Genomic DNA, 14371 nt, shown 5'->3' on the forward strand with positions numbered 1-14371 from the left:
GAAGCAAAGTTTCCTTAGGGAAACATTTGGATGATTTATTTTTTTGAGCTTAAAGTTGCCTTCGGGAAACTTCCTGCGACATACAGACATACAGTAGTAACTAAATTGAATTCAGAAAGAGAGATGCTAAAATGACCTATCAAGTAGAGGTGAAAGATTTATCGGTTTCTTATGATGGGGAAAATGTATTGAAAAATATTAATTTCAACGTTGACGGCGGTAAGCTGATCGGCATCATCGGGCCGAATGGGGCTGGCAAATCCACTTTGATGAAAGCAGTTTTGGATTTGATTCATCGAGATCATGGAGAGGTGTTAATAGACGGCAAACCGATGAAAGATGTCCGAAAAAAAGTCGCATATGTCCCTCAACGGGCTGCAATCGATTGGGATTTCCCGATAACAGTTCAGAAGACTGTTCAGTTAGGGACCTATCCACAAGTCGGCATCTTCCGACGTCCTGGAAGGTCCGAAAAGCAGTGGGCACTGGAATGCCTGCAAAAGGTCGGAATGGATCAGTTTGCAAAGCGGCAGATCGGCGAGTTGTCGGGTGGGCAGCAACAACGTGTGTTTTTAGCACGGGCACTTGCACAGAAAGCGAATATATTCTTCTTGGATGAACCGTTCGTCGGCATTGATGTCACGAGTGAGGCACTCATCATCGGCATACTGAAGGAGCTGAGAGATGCTGGGAACTCGGTATTTGTCGTTCATCACGATTTAACAAAAGTGGAAGATTATTTCGATGAACTTCTGCTACTCAATAAAGAGTTGATTACATCTGGTCCGGTGGAACGGGTCATGCAGCCAGAATCATTGAAAACCGCATACCAGTCACAATATGGATTATGGGATACATTGGGGGTCACTATATAATGGACTTCATTTCCGACATCCAAAATTATGTATTTTTGCAGAAGGCATTGTTTACTTCAATTATGGTTGGCATCATATGTGGAGTGATAGGTTGCTTTATCATTCTGAGAGGCATGGCGTTGATGGGAGATGCCATTTCACACGCGGTTTTGCCTGGCATTGCGGTCTCCTATATGCTTGGCATCAATTATCTTTACGGGGCAGTTTTCACTGGGCTTTTGACTTCCGTAGGCATCGGTTTCATTTCACAAAACAGCCGGGTGAAAAATGATTCGTCAATCGGTATCGTTTTCAGCTCTTTTTTCGCACTTGGCATCATCTTGATTGCCAAAGCGAAATCAACCATAGATCTGACAAGCATTTTGTTCGGGAATGTACTTTCCGTTAGATCCTCAGATATGTGGATGACTTTGGTCATCGGGACGATCGTGTTGCTCGTCGTCATTCTGTTCTATAAGGAACTGCTCGTCAGCACGTTCGATCCGACATTTGCGGCTTCCTACGGATTGCCGAATCGGCTGATCCATTATGTCCTGATGATTCTTCTGACATTGGTGACAGTGGCCTCTCTGCAGACGGTCGGTGTCATTCTCGTTGTGGCGATGCTCATCACTCCCGCTTCGACAGCTTATTTATTGACGAACCGATTGTCCGTGATGATTGTGCTTTCTGCGGCATTCGGCGCGTTCTCAGCAATTGTCGGACTTTATTTCAGTTTTGAGCATAATTTATCATCCGGTGCGGTCATTGTTCTCGTTACAACTGTCTTGTTCCTGATCGCTTTTGTATTCTCACCTAAACAAGGCATCTTTTGGCGTTATGTCAGGATCCGTAAAAATAGAAATGGAGCAACTATTAGAAAGAAGGAGTCTTTTGAATGAAACGTAAACTTTTGACACTTAGCATTGTGTCCATAATGGCACTGCTTCTCAGTGCTTGCGGCGGGAAAAAAGAGGGGGCGGAGGAGGATGAAATCCAAATCGTAGCTACATTTTCCATATTAACCGATATCGTAAATGAAGTGGGAGGCGACCGGGTCGCCGTGCATAGCATGGTTCCGATAGGCACTGACCCGCATGAGTACGAACCGTTGCCCGAAGATATCAAAAAAGCGGCTGATGCGGATGCAATCTTTTACAATGGCCTGAATTTAGAAGGCGGAAAAACTGGTTGGTTTTCCAAACTGATCGCCTCCGTCGGAAAAGATGAGAATGATGTATATGAATTGATGGCTGGTGTGGAACCGAAATATATTACGACCGCCGACGGAAAAGACGAGGAGATTAATCCTCATGCTTTTCTTGATCCGATCGTAGGCATTCAAATGGTCGAAAACGCGCGCGACGCTCTATCGGAGATCGACCCTGACCATAAAGACTCCTATGAGAAGAATGCGGACGCATTGCTGAAGGAATTGCATGGTATCGATGAGTTGTATAAGACGAAAATCAGCGAGATTCCTGAAGAGCACCGCATCCTTGTCACTAGTGAGCGTGCCTACCAATATATGACGGATCGCTATGGGTTGCAGGAAGCGTTCCTATGGGATATCGACACGGAGGAAATCGGTACGCCACGACAAATCAAGAGTTTGGTCGATTTTATCAAGGAGCATGATGTGCCAGCCTTATTTGTTGAAACGAATGTAGATAGACGTCCGATGGAAACCGTGTCGAAGGAGACAGGCGTTGACATCGCTTCAGAACTTTATTCGGATGAGCTCGGTAAACCGGGGACGGACGGCGGGTCATATGTTAAGTTTCTACGATACAATATTGAAAAGATCCATGACGGATTAATGCGGTGAATCATGCGATTTACGGGACATCCTTTCGAAGGGTGTTCCGTTTTTCGTTTGAATTTAATTCCGGCCGGACTTACTGTAAAATGAATGGTAGATTGCATGAACGTGCAATCCTTGAAATGCGCAATTGGAGACTTTTATGCGTCGATTTTGGAATTTATGCGTTTCTGACGACGTTTATGCGTAGTTACAGGGAATTATGCGTTTTTACGAGCTTTTATGAGCCGTTTCAGAGATTTATGCGTCTTTACGAGCTTTTATGTGTCGTTTCAGAGATTTATACGTTTTAAATAACAAGTAAAATATAGATTATGCAGGGGGTTGAGAGTATTGAAGTTTTTTCATACTGCCGATTGGCATCTTGGCAAGCTGGTGCAAGGCGTGTATATGACGGAGGGGCAGCGGCATGTCCTTCGGCAATTCGTCGATGCCGTGCGTGAGGAGAAGCCCGATGCGGTCATCATTGCCGGTGATTTGTATGATCGTGCGGTTCCGCCGCCGGAAGCGGTCTCTTTATTGGATGAAGTGCTGTGGGAAATTGTCATGGAGCTGAAAACTCCGGTCATTGCGGTGGCGGGGAACCATGATAGCCCCGGACGTCTGCAATTCGGCAGCAGATTGATGCAATCGAACGGCTTTCATATCGTGGGACAAATGTCTGCGCAACCGGAGCCGGTCGTTCTGAAGGATTCTTTCGGTGAAGTCCATTTCCATCTCGTACCGTATTGCGACCCATCGATAGTGAAGCATTTATACGAAGACGGTGACGTCGTCGCCCATCATACAGCGATGGAGAAAGTGGTAGAACGAATTTGCAGCTCGATGGATCGGAACGCCCGACATGTGTTTGTGGGACATGCATTTGTCACTCCTTTCGGCGAGGAAGAGGAGAATACGAGCGATTCGGAGCGTCCGCTCGCAATTGGCGGAGCGGAATATGTTGCTGCACGTCTGTTTACACAATTCGATTATACGGCACTCGGCCATTTGCACCAGGCTCATTATGTCTCTGATGAAAAAATCCGTTATGCAGGTTCCCCGATGAAATATTCGATTTCGGAAGAGCGGCATGCAAAAGGTTTTTTTATCGTGGACATGGACGACGAAGGTAATGTGGAAGTGGAAAAGAGAGCACTGACTCCATTACATGATATGCGTACAGTAGAAGGGACGATGGAAGATATTCTTGCACATCCACCTAGCAGTGATTATGTATTCGTGAAGCTGCATGACGAGACGCCAATTTTATTCCCGATGGAAAAAGTGAAGTCCGTCTATCCGAATGCTATGCATATCGAAAGGAAATTGGTGAGGACTGCGGCTACAATTGAACACCAATCGGCGGCCGCTACGGAAAAACCGGATGATATGACACTGTTCAGGTTCTTTTATTCACAGATGAATGATATGGAACCTGATGCTGAAACGGAGAGGATTTTTGCTGAAGTTCTGCAGGAAGTCAAAGGAGGCGTTGAAAGATGAAGCCGATCCAATTGACGATGACTGCTTTCGGGCCTTACAAAGGAACGGAAACGATCGATTTCCGCCAGCTTGAAGACCATCGGCTATTCGTTGTATCCGGGGCGACAGGTGCTGGGAAGACAACGATTTTCGATGGAATCTGTTTTGCTTTATATGGACAGGCGAGTGGAGAGGACAGAACGGAATTCCGCTCGATGAGAAGCGATTTTGCAGATGATGCTGTTCAGACAGCCGTGGAATTGATTTTTGAAATAAATGGCCGTGCTTTCCGGATTATGAGGCAGATCCCCTATACAAAAAGTGGAAATAAAAGCGAGACGACTGCAAGAAGTGAGTTCTTTGAACTGGTGGACGGCGGAGAAGTGCCATTTGTCGATCGGCAAATCGTCTCGGAGATCAATCGGAAAGTCGAGGAGCTTGTTGGCTTTACACAAGCCCAATTCAGCCAGATCGTCATGCTCCCACAAGGTGAATTCCGGAAGTTCCTTACATCTGATACTGAAAATAAAGAAACGATCATGAGGAAAATCTTCAAAACGGAGGATTACAGAGAAATCGTAAATCGCTTGAAGATAAAAAGAGACAATGCAAATCAACAGTTGATGGATGAAAAAAGGAAAATGGATGGATTTATCCAACAAATTACGAATATCATTCCACCGAGGGAGTCACCTATCTTTGAAGTTTTATCTCAGGAGTATGCGAACGCTTCGCAAGTGATGGGTGGGCTCGAAAAGGAAATTTCCCATTATGGCATGAAGCGTGCCGAGGATGAAGCTAAGTATACAGCTGCCTATCAACAGCATGCTGAAATGTTGGAGGCGTATCACGCAGCTAAAAAGTGCAATGAGCAATTTGCGCAGCTAAGTCAACGTAAACTCGCCCTTGAACAATTACAGGAGGAAATCCCTTCTGTGCATGTGAAGGAAAAGCGGATTGCTGACGCCGAGCGGGCATCCATCATCCATGAAATCGAAAGCCAATTCCGACTGTTGGAAGAAGAAGCAAAGTCAAAGGAAAAGGAGCACCAAAATGCAATCGCGGCACTTCAAAATGCGACGAAATGGCTGGAAGAGAATCAGCATGCCTATAAGGAAGAGGAGGGGAAAGAGCAAGAAAGAGGAGCAATTGCGGAACGACTCATCAGGCTGCGTGATCACCTCCCTGCCGTAACGGATTTGGCAGCTAAGGAAGCAAGTGTACGGAATTTGAAAATGAAGATTGGCAAATTGGAAGGCGAATTCGCAGCGACTTCTGATAGGGTGGAAACAGAAAAAAGAAAAGTGGCCGAACTGAACGTACAAATCGAGAAATCGGAACAAACGATCACCAATTACGACGAGCTGCTTGAAGAGTTGAACACCATCAGATTGCATTACAAAACCGTCCGTGATTTTGAAAATCTGAAGAAAGACTACACAATCTGGACAGAAAAGAGAGAGAGTGCATCCGCCAAATTCATTCAAACGAAAAATGAATTTGAGGCTATGCAAAATGCTTGGTTGAATAATCAAGCTGCATTTTTGGCACAGACGTTACAGGAAGGGGAGGCTTGCCCTGTCTGTGGAAGCGCCCATCACCCGGCGAAAATCACCGGTCATGATGCCGAAACTGTTTCCCGCGATGCACTTGATTTAAAAAGGTCGAATTTGGCGGACGTTGAAAGTGCATTTCGATCAGTTGAGGCGAAATGTGAAAGTGTATTTGCCCTACTTACAGAAAAAGAACAAGAAATGAAAGAGCTTCAAATCATTGACGGACTGGATGCATTAGTTGCAAAAGGGCAGGAAACAGCTGAGAAAGTGGAGCGATTAAAAACTGTAAGGACTGAACTCGTTTCACTTAAAGAGCAGCAAAAGAAAGCGGACAAGGAAACAACTGATTGGATTGCCCGCAAGACGGAGATCGAACAGGCATTGTTTGAACAAAAAACGTTATATGCGCAGGAATCTGCATTACTGAAACGAGAGATATCTTCTATTCCGGAAGGGCTTCGGGATCTAACTCGTCTTCAAGCGGAAATCAAGGATATGGAAACACAGAAACGACAAATGGATGAAGCTTGGCAACGCGCAAGAAAAAACTTGGAAGCGGCAAAGGAACAGCTGGCGACTTCTGTCAATTCAGAGCACCATTTGAAAAGATCCGTTGATGAAAGCATAGGAAAAAGAGATCTGGCGACAGTCAGATTCCATAAGGCTTTACAAGACTCGGAATTCAGTACGGAAGAAGAATACCGGCATGCGAAGATGACAGAGGGGGACAGGCTCCTTCTAAAGGAATACGTCATGCAGTTCAAACAGCGTCTTCATGCAGTGAAGGAAGCAATTGTTGAGCTGGAAGCCGGCCTTGCTGGAAAAGAGCAGACGAATCTGGACGTTTTACTGGAGACAATTCAATCGTTGAAGTCAGCATATGAAAAAGCATTCACGGAGTGGAATAATTCCATTGAATGTGAAAAGGCATTGCTCCGAATGAAGTTGGATATTGAAAAGGCAGCAAAAAACGTGGAAGATCTGGAAAGGCAAGTCGGTAAAATTACGGACTTATACGATGTCATCCGTGGTCAGAATGATCATAAGCTATCATTCGAACGTTTCATTCAAATCGATTATTTGGAGCGTATCATCCAGTCTGCAAATGAAAGGCTGCGTAATTTATCCAATGGGCAATATGAATTGATCCGCAGCGATCGTCAGGAAATCCGTGGAAAGCAAAGCGGATTAGGGCTGGATGTATATGATGCCTACACCGGACAAAACAGGGATGTGAAGACATTGTCAGGTGGGGAGAAATTCAATGCTTCACTCAGCTTAGCGCTCGGCATGGCGGATGTCATTCAGAGTTATCAAGGTGCTGTGTCAATTGAAACGATGTTCATCGATGAAGGGTTCGGTACATTGGATGAGGAAGCATTGCAAAAAGCGGTTGACACACTGATCGATTTACAGAAGTCGGGAAGAATGATCGGTGTCATCTCACACGTGGAAGAGTTGAAAACTGCCTTCCCGGCCATACTTGAAGTACAGAAGTCCAGAGAAGGACATAGCGTCACTCGATTTATATTGAAATAAAAGAAGGCAGGGGGGAGCCTCCTGTCTTTTTTTATTGTAAAAATTACTCTGATTAACCGACAAAATAATATATTCAGGAAATAATTAACTGTTGCATTTTAACGTATAGGGGTTTAATATAAAAAAATGCGATATATTGCATACAACACAAAGAGTGATTCTCAACATGAAGGGGTTCAAAAACTATGCAGAATAAACTGTCTTTTTCATCGTATCTATTAATCGGAATCATGTTGTTTGCCCTTTTCTTTGGCGCTGGAAACTTGATCTTTCCCGCTCAATTGGGTCAGAATGCAGGGACGAATTTGTGGCCTGCAGTCATCGGCTTTCTCATAACAGGGGTAGGATTGCCTTTTCTTGGCATACTTGCAATTGGCTTTTCAGGTAGCCGGAACTTGCAGGATTTGGCGAGCCGAATTCATCCTGTATACGCCGTATTATTTACATCATTATTATATTTAACAATTGGTCCGTTCTTTGCAGCTCCGAGGACAGGAGCGGTCGCATTTGATATTGGCTTTTCCTCATACATTCCGGAAGAGTATATGCAAATCGGTTTATTCATCTTCACACTCATCTTTTTCGGGGTGACATTATGGCTATCGCTTAACCCGGCAAAGATCGTCGACCGGATCGGGAAAATCATGTCGCCGGCTATCATTGTTTTATTGCTCGTGTTGCTTGTCGTAGCTTTTATCAATCCGATAGGAGCGATTCAATCCCCGGTGGATGTGTATGCGGATGCTGCGTTCATGAAAGGGTTCATGGAAGGGTATAACACGATGGATGCTTTGGCGTCGCTTGTCTTCGGCATTATTGTCATTAATGTCATCCGTTCCATGGGGGTTACGAACAATGTCCAAATCCTTTCAGCAACAGCGAAAACCGGTTTTGTGGCAGCTGGATTTTTGGCACTCATCTATGTAGGGATCGCATACCTTGGAGCGACAACAACGGAAGTATTTGGTCTGTTTGAAACCGGGGGTCCTGTATTAAGCGGTGCAGCTTCGCATTACTTCGGCACTTTTGGTTCAGTTATGTTGGCTGTAATCATTTTACTTGCCTGCTTAACAACGAGCATCGGGTTAATGACTGCTTGCGGTGAATATTTTCATACAATTATTCCTAAAGTGAGCTACAAGTCGTTTGTAATGATCTTCACGATATTTTGCTTCATTGTGTCAAACTTCGGATTGTCCAATATTATTACGTATTCAATTCCTGTATTGATGTTTTTATATCCACTTGCTGTGGTGCTAATGTTGCTTACATTCACTTCACCATTGTTCAACCATTCGAGAATCGTCTACGTTAGTGCAACAGCTGTTGCATTTTTGATAAGTGTTATTGATGGTGTGAAGACTCTCTACGGGACGTTGGGAATAGTTGAACAGGAGTGGCCGAACTGGCTAAGCAATATTGTGAATTTCTATGATACTATTTTGCCGTACTATAGCGAAGGCCTAGGCTGGCTTCTACCGGTAGTGATTATCATGCTGATTACTGGCATCATCGCCAAGTTATTTCAGCCATCTGTGCAATATAAAGAGCACTCCAATTAAAAAATGGAGTGCTTAGACTGTAGACAAACACCAAGAATTTCGGTGTTTGCCTACAGTCTTTTTTCTTTAAAAATAGAAAAGGATAGAAATGTTGATATCCACTGTGAGCGGACGCTTTCCAATCGAACAGCGAAGGGTTCGATTTGCCTTAATTTCTGCGCTTTTTGCAGAAATTAAGGCAGCCACATCCTGCTCCATTAGTGTCTTGGAAAACATTGCTCGCAACGCTACGCTTGTGCTAGCAAACGCTGTTCTTCGCAACGGCGTTCGCTGGAGTCGCCGCTCTCCGCTCCAATCAACTATTATCCACCTTCAAAATTAATATCCTTTAAAACATACAATGGGGAGATCTATAAATAACAACCTAATCAGGGACGCAATTTACGTATGAATTGGTGTCCCTGTTCTCATTGACATACCAATGTACGATAATCAAAACTTAAATTCGCATCCGCATTAAAATAGAATTTATGTGATGTTTTTAATCGCTATGTGAAAACGGTTGCGAAGCAAATAAAGACAAGTTTTCAAAAGATTTAGGGAACCTCCTGTTAAAATAAGTTAAAGAGTTGTGAAGTTTCAGTGAGAAAACTCCCAATAATTATTATTCAATAAATGGGCCATTTTGTTGTACGATTATTTTGAAACTTTTCGCATTACAAAACGTATTACTGACGAAAAGGTTTATTATGGAGGTGAATAAGATGAATTCAGTGAAAGAATCAGCAGGGCGGAACAACTCGTTTGTCGTTAGTTTGCTTATCAACATAACATTCGGCTTAGTTATTTACGGGGCGATAAGTTTTTTGGTGTCCCATTACTTTGAAAACTTTTGGACGAATTGGGTGTTATTTGTTTCTTGTTTGGCAATTGCTTATATAGCTTGGAAGGAATTAGACCCTTATAAAGGTAAGTGGCATTTAAATGGCTGGATGACCCGTGTCGCCGGAGTTGTAGCACTTACAATTCTTGCTTTTACTGTGGGATTCTAAATAAATGTCACTTTCCTTAATCGGTCGCTTTTATTTCATAGCATACTCTTAGTTGATTGGAGTGGAAGGCGGCGACTTCTGCAGGAACAGCGCGAGCTGAGACCCCGCAGGAGCGCAAGCGACGAGAAGGCTTAAGCAGTGCCCGCGGAATCGTCCGCCTGGAACGGAAATCAACGGGTGTACAATATATCGCTATCGGGCGCAAAAACGGCATAAGTAAGGGCGCCCGTTTTGCAAATAAGGGCCATTTCGCAAAATAAATCTTTTGGGAGGAAGGAAATGGGTAGGGATAACGAAACTCCTGAAGAAAAAAGAGAGAGGCTAAGGCAAAAAGAATTAAGGCATCCCTCCAGTAGTATTCGCGGAAGTAACCTGTCTGATCTTGTTGGTGGTTTAGGTTGGAAGGGTACCGGAATAATGATTCTTGTATTAATATTTGGTTTTATAATATATTCTATATTTTTCCGTTAACGGGCGCATTTCTGGAATAAAGGACTGCGCCTTATTTTTTAGAATCGGGCCATAGAAAGGAATAGGTGAGCGTCAATGACTCGCTATATAAAAACATTTAAAGAAATTGTCGATATCGTACACCATGACTACGCAGGATATGAGGAAAAACAAGGTTGGGATGACCCTGCCCATTATCTTGAAGAAATTGAGAGATTGATATCCGGCCAGCAAATCACACCGCAAGTTTTTACGGATCTCGTCAACGAATATCTCATGGCTTTTCAAGATCGGCATATGTATTTCAATCTGAAAGGGTCGGATGACGTACAGGCGAGCACTCGCGGTTTCCGGACAAGGAGATATGAGGATGTGCTCTATGTCGTGGAGACTTGCGAGGAGGACAGGTTTCCAGCCGGCTCCAAGATCGTTTCGATTGATCAACAGGAAATCGAAACGATCATCACTTCGAATCGAGGCTTCTTGCGGGAGACAAGTGCAGAACGTGAGGATTGGACACATCCTCTCAATAAGTCATCATCCATTGAAATAGAGGATGAGAACGGAGAACTGTTAACGTTCGAATTGAAAGATTACGAACCCGCCTCCAAAAAGTTAGCACCCTCGATGGAGGAAGTTGATGATGAGACGTTATGGATCACTTTACCAAGCTTCGTCAACGTTGATGGGACTATGGACTATGTGAAGAACCATGAAGAAAAGCTGAAGGCATGTACAAATCTGATCATCGACGTACGAAACAATCATGGAGGAAACGGAAAATCTTTTTCGAACTTATTGCCGTACATTTTCCCACCAGATGAACACCCGTGCACGGACGGTGAGTTGAAGGAGTTCAATTATACCGATCGGAACTCGGATCTGTTCATCCAGCTCTGCCAGCAGCTAAGAAAAGACATCACTGATGAAGAGACACTGAAATTCTTTGACTCGATTGAAGAAGATTGTGAAAAATATCGCGGTCAAGGTTTTGTGACAAGGGACTTTTCGGATGAATTGGAGGTGGAAGCCTTAAAGTTTGAAGGTACTGATTCCCCTAAGAATGTGATCGTGATGACGGATGTCTATTGCGCAAGTGCCGCCGAATACTTTGTGGAAATCTGCATGGAGTCATCCAAAACCACCGTAATCGGACGCGCCACAATGGGCGTCAATGACTACAGCGATTTGCTCATCAAAGAATGGGATGGCATGTACGCACTTTACTACCCGATGTCTCGCCGTATCCAGAAGACGTCGAACGACCCGTTGCACGGAAAAGGGATCCGACCTGATCATTATATCCCTTGGACACCTAAGCATATAGATGAAGATTTGGATCTTTTGTATGCGATGGACATGTTACGAGAAAGCGAGATTGCGGAAGGATGATTTGCAGGCGTTTCTGAGCGGAGTGGTCGCAGGTTTCTTGGATTTTATATCACTATGGTGATGTTTATAGGTGGAATGGCAATACTACGAAAAAGACTAGGAATTTCATTTTTCACAAAAGACAAGTGCGAATTTACAGGTGTGTAACTTCCACAAATGGGCGTGGTTCCAGAATAAGGAATTGCGTCCTTTCTACAATAGGGCCAGATTAGTGGTAAGGGGTTAATTGGAATGAGAAAACGCGGTGCTGGAATTGCATTTATCGCTATATCTGCTTTTTTAATATCAATGAAATATATTAGTGCTGCAATTTTTGGTTCGGGGGTTGCAAGTTGGGATGAGGATTTATTTAATGCGATGCTATCCTATGTCGGAAATACTTTGAGTAATTTTGGTATATTGTCTTTACTGGTAGGTATTCTTTATATTGCATGGGGGGAATATGAAGAATTAAAAAGTAAAAAGTAAATTGATATCTAACCTTCAACAATCGGGCGCGATTGCGTAAGAAGCGATTTGCGTCCGTTCTGCAATCGGGCTAAGATTGTTGAAAGCATTATTTAGTCACTGGAGGGTAATTTATGAAAAAAGCTTTTGGGCTATTCATGATCCTATCCACATTGTTACTTGCCTCTTGTGGTGGGGTGTCAACCACCTCGTCGTTTGTTGTGATTGAAAAAGGCCAGTCGAACAACAACAAAGAATATTGGATCAAGGGATACAACCCGAATATGCCGAACAAAGAAGAAACGTTCAAGATAATGATAAAAGAGAAGATGGTTTGGAACCTTATCGAGGAAGAGGTGGATTATTTCGTCACGTATTCAAACAATGAAAACAATCCTCGGGTGTTAGAAGACATTCAGCGTTAATGGCTGGAAAAGGATTATGTTTAGTGCACTCCTCTACAGAATCGGGCGCGTTTGCCGTGTAGAAACAGACACTATGTTGATTGGAGCGGAAGACGGCCGACTCCTGCGGGGTTTAGCGCGAATGATGAGACCCCGCAGAAGCGAAGCGACGAGGAGGCTCATCCGCGCCCCGCGGAAAGCGTGCCGTCTGGAGCGCAAATCAACGTGCTATACACTATACTAATTATAAGGCGCGAAAACGGGTTAAGTGACGGCGTCCGTTTTTGCATGTAAGGGACATTTAATGGAGTGGTAATAAATGTATTAACGGATGGGATATTTAAGACTCATGTACTTAGTTAGTCCACCATCAAAATTAGGCGGTGATACCTTGAGAATAGTATTATTAGGTAGTCTCGTATTGTTGTTTATATTTGTCGGATGCAGTCAAAAAGATAGTTCCGATTGGTACAATACCAAAGAGAAGGCTATTGAATCCGGACTAAAACAAGAGGGAATTGATGAATCTGCTGTTTTGTCTGTTGAAGAGTACGAAGGAGAAATGATCATTTTTTTTGAAAATGAAGGAGCGCTTAGTATAGGGAATATTATTGAAAGTGAAAAAGGGTATAGTTGGTTTAGGAATGAACCATATTTCGATTTCGATGTCGATGTCGAAGGAGAATTACCTTATACAATTGCTGGTTTTGATTTTGAGACAAAAAAAGGATCAAAGGGATCTGTGTTATATGGAAAAGTAATTGATCCATCTACTCAAAAAATGATGCTCTTAGGGGATGGAATTGACAGGGAGTTAGAGGTTTCTGGTGACTCTAAGCTATTTTACACCATTCATCGACAACCATTTACGTCATTGAAAGTGGTCACTGTGAAAGAATGAAAATTGATTTATGGCCGACCTATTAAACAGCAGACGCAAGAAGCCCAACATCAATCTCAATGATGTTGGGCTCATTGTATTTCAAGCAGCTAGCACTGTGATCCTTGATGTTGATTGGAGCGAAAGGCGGCGACTCCAGCAAAAGCCGTTACGAGCAGGATGCCTTAATTTCTGCGAAAGGCGCAGAAATACGGCCAATCGAACCCTTCCCTGTTCGATTGGCTCACCGCCCGCCCCGCGGAAACATACTAACATTAGTAGTGCAGACCATGGCCATGGTTTGTGCTACTATTTTTTTGTAGTAGAAGTGAAGGAAAGTCGTGCGGACGCTGGGATCTTTGAATCCGTATAAGGAAACCGACTAACTTCATACCCTTATTAGAATCAGTTTAGTATGTTGGGCCCTTGAGGTCGTGTATAAGAAAATGGAATCGATGAGGCACTGTGAAGAACTTCTATGAGTTGTCAACGGGAGGATGAAAGATGAAACATGTAATGGCTTTTGATGTAAGTATGGGAAAAAGTACAATGGTTGTCTATGATCACAATCAACGCTGTCAATATGAAGGTGAATTGGAACACACAGTAACCGGATTCCAATCATTAAAGAAGCGAATTGAGTCTCTTAGGGAACAGGACGGTAAACTACCTGACATTGTCTTTGAGGCCACTGGCGTCTATTCAAAAGGGCTTGAGGGATTTCTGCAGGCGCACCACTATCCTTATATTCGCCTGAACCCTTTGGAGGCTAAGTTACAGATGGCTGCCATGCGCCGACATAAGACAGATATTAGTGATGCCCATGAACTGGCCAAATCCCATTTTAAATCAGATCGACAGGAAACATATGTACAAGAAGATTACTTTGAACAGATGCGGGCACTTGGACGCTACTATGAAGATCTAGAAAAGGAGATCAGGCATAACTACAATCGCTTACACGCTTTCCTACAGTTAAGCTTTCCCTTATTTGAAAAGGTGTTTTCGA

The 14371-nt window shown here is 43.6% G+C and carries 13 protein-coding genes; all 13 read left to right on the forward strand.

Annotated elements, in window-relative coordinates:
- Nucleotides 1–131: 131 nt before the first annotated feature.
- Entirely contained in the window at nt 132–875 is a 744-nt protein-coding gene (locus M3191_RS12370) for a metal ABC transporter ATP-binding protein (RefSeq protein ID WP_251700684.1), read from the forward strand.
- A complete protein-coding gene (locus tag M3191_RS12375) occupies nt 875–1756 on the forward strand; it encodes a metal ABC transporter permease (protein WP_251700685.1) in 882 nt (293 codons plus the stop codon). Before M3191_RS12370 ends, M3191_RS12375 begins: the two co-directional genes overlap by 1 nt.
- Entirely contained in the window at nt 1753–2682 is a 930-nt protein-coding gene (locus M3191_RS12380; protein ID WP_251700686.1) for a metal ABC transporter solute-binding protein, Zn/Mn family, read from the forward strand. The genes M3191_RS12375 and M3191_RS12380 overlap by 4 nt, the downstream gene beginning before the upstream one ends.
- A gap of 327 nt (nt 2683–3009) precedes the next feature.
- Nucleotides 3010–4161, forward strand: a complete 1152-nt coding sequence (locus M3191_RS12385; RefSeq protein WP_251700687.1) for an exonuclease SbcCD subunit D — start codon at nt 3010–3012, stop codon at nt 4159–4161.
- Nucleotides 4158–7235, forward strand: a complete 3078-nt coding sequence (locus M3191_RS12390; RefSeq protein WP_251700688.1) for an AAA family ATPase — start codon at nt 4158–4160, stop codon at nt 7233–7235. The genes M3191_RS12385 and M3191_RS12390 overlap by 4 nt, the downstream gene beginning before the upstream one ends.
- A 185-nt stretch (nt 7236–7420) precedes the next feature.
- Nucleotides 7421–8797 (forward strand): branched-chain amino acid transport system II carrier protein, encoded by a 1377-nt coding sequence (brnQ, locus tag M3191_RS12395; RefSeq protein WP_251700689.1) that lies wholly within the window; start codon nt 7421–7423, stop codon nt 8795–8797.
- Nucleotides 8798–9501: 704 nt separating this feature from the next.
- The gene (locus M3191_RS12400) at nt 9502–9789 is read left to right on the forward strand and encodes a hypothetical protein (RefSeq protein WP_251700690.1); all 288 of its coding nucleotides are present in this window, start codon (nt 9502–9504) and stop codon (nt 9787–9789) included.
- Between the two features lie 279 nt (nt 9790–10068).
- Nucleotides 10069–10260, forward strand: coding sequence for a DUF6366 family protein (locus M3191_RS12405; protein ID WP_251700691.1), 192 nt, complete (start codon nt 10069–10071; stop codon nt 10258–10260).
- A gap of 75 nt (nt 10261–10335) precedes the next feature.
- Nucleotides 10336–11631, forward strand: coding sequence for a S41 family peptidase (locus M3191_RS12410; protein ID WP_251700692.1), 1296 nt, complete (start codon nt 10336–10338; stop codon nt 11629–11631).
- A gap of 231 nt (nt 11632–11862) precedes the next feature.
- Nucleotides 11863–12099 carry a hypothetical protein gene (locus M3191_RS12415; RefSeq protein WP_251700693.1) on the forward strand — a complete coding sequence of 79 codons (237 nt, stop codon included), beginning with the start codon at nt 11863–11865 and terminating at the stop codon, nt 12097–12099.
- A 113-nt stretch (nt 12100–12212) separates the two neighbouring features.
- Nucleotides 12213–12503 (forward strand): hypothetical protein, encoded by a 291-nt coding sequence (locus M3191_RS12420; protein ID WP_251700694.1) that lies wholly within the window; start codon nt 12213–12215, stop codon nt 12501–12503.
- 370 nt (nt 12504–12873) lie between these two features.
- Nucleotides 12874–13383: a hypothetical protein gene (locus tag M3191_RS12425; RefSeq protein WP_251700695.1), complete on the forward strand. Its 510-nt coding sequence runs from the start codon at nt 12874–12876 to the stop codon at nt 13381–13383.
- Nucleotides 13384–13866: 483 nt separating this feature from the next.
- The coding region (locus M3191_RS12430) for an IS110 family transposase (protein WP_251700696.1) at nt 13867–14371 on the forward strand (505 nt) is incomplete at its 3' end.

This window comes from Sporosarcina luteola (genome assembly GCF_023715535.1).
GTDB lineage: Bacteria > Bacillota > Bacilli > Bacillales_A > Planococcaceae > Sporosarcina > Sporosarcina luteola_B.

Bases quoted from the DNA above. Each gene is read 5' to 3' on its own strand.
- M3191_RS12375 (WP_251700685.1), top strand. From the start codon at position 875: ATGGACTTCATTTCCGACATCCAAAATTATGTATTTTTGCAGAAGGCA.
- M3191_RS12390 (WP_251700688.1), top strand. From the start codon at position 4,158: ATGAAGCCGATCCAATTGACGATGACTGCTTTCGGGCCTTACAAAGGA.
- M3191_RS12370 (WP_251700684.1), top strand. From the start codon at position 132: ATGACCTATCAAGTAGAGGTGAAAGATTTATCGGTTTCTTATGATGGG.
- M3191_RS12415 (WP_251700693.1), top strand. From the start codon at position 11,863: ATGAGAAAACGCGGTGCTGGAATTGCATTTATCGCTATATCTGCTTTT.
- M3191_RS12420 (WP_251700694.1), top strand. From the start codon at position 12,213: ATGAAAAAAGCTTTTGGGCTATTCATGATCCTATCCACATTGTTACTT.
- M3191_RS12405 (WP_251700691.1), top strand. From the start codon at position 10,069: ATGGGTAGGGATAACGAAACTCCTGAAGAAAAAAGAGAGAGGCTAAGG.
- M3191_RS12400 (WP_251700690.1), top strand. From the start codon at position 9,502: ATGAATTCAGTGAAAGAATCAGCAGGGCGGAACAACTCGTTTGTCGTT.
- M3191_RS12410 (WP_251700692.1), top strand. From the start codon at position 10,336: ATGACTCGCTATATAAAAACATTTAAAGAAATTGTCGATATCGTACAC.
- M3191_RS12380 (WP_251700686.1), top strand. From the start codon at position 1,753: ATGAAACGTAAACTTTTGACACTTAGCATTGTGTCCATAATGGCACTG.
- brnQ (WP_251700689.1), top strand. From the start codon at position 7,421: ATGCAGAATAAACTGTCTTTTTCATCGTATCTATTAATCGGAATCATG.